We start from the raw sequence: 3,187 nt of genomic DNA on the forward strand, positions 1-3,187 counted from the left end.
CCCCGCCACGCGGATGCGCAGGCGGCGGAGACAGTGTTCGCCCCGCCGGCCCCTCCGCTGGTCGTCTCCGGCCCGCTGACCTTCGCGCCGTTGGTCCGCCAGGTCGTGCCGGCGGTGGTCAATATCGCCGTTACTCAGGGCACCGACACCCAGAGCGCCAACGACCAGCAGAAACGCCAGCCCGTGCCCCCCGGGGTGAAGGGCACGCCCTTCGAGCGGCGCTTCCGCGACCGGATGCGCGCGCGCGGCGAGGAAATGCTGGGGGCCGGGTCGGGCTTCATCATCGACCCCAGCGGCGTGATCGTCACCAACAACCATGTGGTGGGCGAGGCCGACCACATCACCGTCTCGCTGGCCGACGGCAGCGAATATCCCGCGAAGCTGCTGGGCAGCGACGACCTGACCGATATCGCGGTGATCAAGATCCAGGCCCCGCATCCGCTGCCCTTCGTCACCTGGGGCGACAGCCGGCAGATCAATGTCGGCGATTGGGTCATGGCGGCGGGCAATCCGTTCGGGCTGGGATCGTCCGTGACGGCGGGCATCGTCTCGGCGCGCGGGCGCGATATCGGCGCCAGCCCGTTCGACGATTTCCTGCAACTGGACGCGCCGATCAATCCGGGCAATTCCGGGGGGCCGTCCTTCAATCTCAGCGGTCAGGTGGTGGCGCTGAATACCGCCATCGTGTCGCCCACCGGCGGGTCGGTGGGGATCGGGTTCGGCATTCCGTCCGAGATCGTCGCGCCGATCGTCGCCGAACTGCGGCGCAGCGGGCATATCGATCGCGGCTGGCTGGGCGTGACACTGGCCGACGGCGATGGGCATGACGGGGTGCGCATCACCGATATCGACCGCGACGGACCGGCCCGCCGCGCCAGATTGCGGACCGGCGACATCGTGCTGAGCGTGGGGGATGAGCCGATGGACAGTTCCCGTACCCTGATCCGCACCATCGCCGCCGAACATCCGGGTTCGACCGTCCAGTTGCGCATCCAGCGCCATGGCGCGGTGCTGACGATGCCGGTCGTTGTCGGGCACCGTCCCGAGGACATGGACGATTGACGCCCTGGCGGCGGCCCGGACAACTGCTTTGGCCTGCTGCTCTGGCCAGTGCGCCACGGCGCGACGTAAGATAGGCCGGAAACAAGAAACGGGAGCCGGACCGCATGCATATTCTGGTCGTCGAGGATGATCCGACGGTACGCAACTTCGTGGCCAAGGGCCTGCGCGAGGCCGGACATCTGGTCGAACCGGTCGATAACGGCAAGGACGGGCTGTTCCTGGCCGTCAGCGAGAATTTCGACCTGATCATCCTGGACCGCATGTTGCCGGGCGGCATCGACGGGCTGCGGCTGCTGGAGACGATCCGCGCGCAGAACAACAGCACGCCGGTCCTGCTGCTGTCGGCACTGGCCGACGTGGACGACCGGGTTCAGGGGCTGAAAGCCGGCGGCGACGATTACCTGACCAAGCCCTTCGCCTTCAGCGAGCTGCTGGCGCGGGTCGAGGCGCTGTCGCGGCGCGGGCGCAGCGACAACGTGCCGCAAACACGCCTGATCGTCGCGGATCTCGAGGTCGACCTGCTGTCGCGCACCGTCCGGCGGGGCGGCCAGCGGATCGACCTGCAGCCGCGCGAATTCCGCCTGCTGGAATATCTGATGCGCCATGCCGGGCAGGTGGTCACCCGCACCATGCTGCTGGAAGGCGTGTGGGATTACCATTTCGACCCGCAGACCAACGTGATCGACGTGCATGTATCGCGCCTGCGCCAGAAGGTGGACAAGCCATTCGACACGCCGCTGATCCACACGATCCGCAACGCCGGCTACATGCTGCGGGCGGAATAGGAACGGGGGCGGCGCCGGCCATGCAGCCCGAAGGCGAGGACAGAGGACGGGGCGGGCGCCGGCGCTTCAGGCTTCCGCGCTCGGCCAGCCTGCGTTTTTCGCTGGGCTATGGCGTGCTGTTTGCCCTGTCGTCGATCCTGTTCATGTCCTTCATCTGGTGGGGGACGATCGGCTTTCTGGAACGGCAGGTGGAAACCGCCATCAATGCCGATGCACGGGCGCTGAGCCAGCGCTGGGCCGAAGGCGGCCTGCCCACGCTGGCGCTGACGATCGACGACCGGCTGGAACAGAACCTGGACGACGACGCGATCTATCTGATGGTCGGCCCGACCGGGAACAGGCTGGCGGGCAACCTGTCGGAATGGCCGGCCCAGGTGGTCCGCACCGACCAGTGGTATTCGCTGAAGGTCACGCGGGCCGGCATGCGCGACACGGCGGAAGTGCGGGCCTTCGCGCTGCCGGGCGGGTTCCGCCTGCTGGTCGGACGCGACGTCCGCGCCCGCGCGGTGCTGCGGCGGCTGCTGACCGACTCGCTGCTCTGGGCCTGGATGATGGTGACCCTGCTGGCGATCAGCGGCGCCGTGCTGGTTCATGGCATGTTCCGCCGCATGATCAAGTCGATTGCCCAGACCAGCTCTGCGATCGCGCGTGGCGACCTGTCGCGCCGCATGCCCCTGGTGGGCAACGGGGATGAACTGGACCAGGTCGCCGAGGCGATCAACGAGATGCTGGACCGCATCGTCCGGCTGATGGATGGCGTACGCCAGGTCTCCAACGCCATCGCCCATGATCTGCGCACGCCGATCACCCGCGCCCGCACCCAGTTGGAGGACGCGGCCCTGCATGCCGGCAGCGCGGCCGAACTGCGGCTGGCGATCGAGCGGGCAGTCGGCAACCTGGACAATGTCACTGCGGTGTTCGAGGCGCTGCTGCGCATCGCGCAGATCGAGGCCGGATCGCGCCGGTCGGCCTTCGCCCCCTTCGACCTGGTACCGCTGCTGACCGATATCGGCGATCTGTACGAGGCGGTGGCCGAGGAAAAGCAGATCCGCCTGGCGCTGCGCCTGCCGTCCTGCCTGCCTTTCTACGGCGATAAGGCGCTGATGCAGCAGGCGGTGGCCAACCTGCTGGACAATGCCATCAAATTCTCGCCTGCCGGCGGGACGGTGACGCTGGCTGCGGCCACCGGGCCGGCCTTGCCGGGGCTGACAATGCTCGCGCCGGGCGCCAGCGCGGTCTCGATCGCGGTGACGGACGAGGGTATCGGCATGGACGAGGCCGACCTGGCCCGCGCGTCCGAACGCTTCTTCCGCGCCGAAGCGGCGCGCCATACCCCGGGC

Annotated in this window: 3 protein-coding genes; all 3 read left to right on the plus strand. The window is 68.3% G+C overall.

All coding sequences use genetic code 11. From position 1 onward, the window contains the following. On the plus strand, positions 1-1,062 hold a 1,062-nt coding region (locus HUK84_RS13335; RefSeq protein WP_176640727.1), incomplete at its 5' end, for a S1C family serine protease. Positions 1,063-1,166: 104 nt separating this feature from the next. Beyond that, complete coding sequence (locus tag HUK84_RS13340; RefSeq protein ID WP_176640728.1) at positions 1,167-1,847, plus strand: winged helix-turn-helix domain-containing protein; 681 nt, start codon at positions 1,167-1,169, stop codon at positions 1,845-1,847. Between the two features lie 20 nt (positions 1,848-1,867). Continuing rightward, on the plus strand, positions 1,868-3,187 hold a 1,320-nt coding region (locus HUK84_RS13345), incomplete at its 3' end, for a sensor histidine kinase (protein ID WP_176640729.1).

The sequence above is a fragment of the Nguyenibacter vanlangensis genome (assembly GCF_013376155.1).
In the GTDB taxonomy this organism is placed as follows: domain Bacteria; phylum Pseudomonadota; class Alphaproteobacteria; order Acetobacterales; family Acetobacteraceae; genus Gluconacetobacter; species Gluconacetobacter vanlangensis.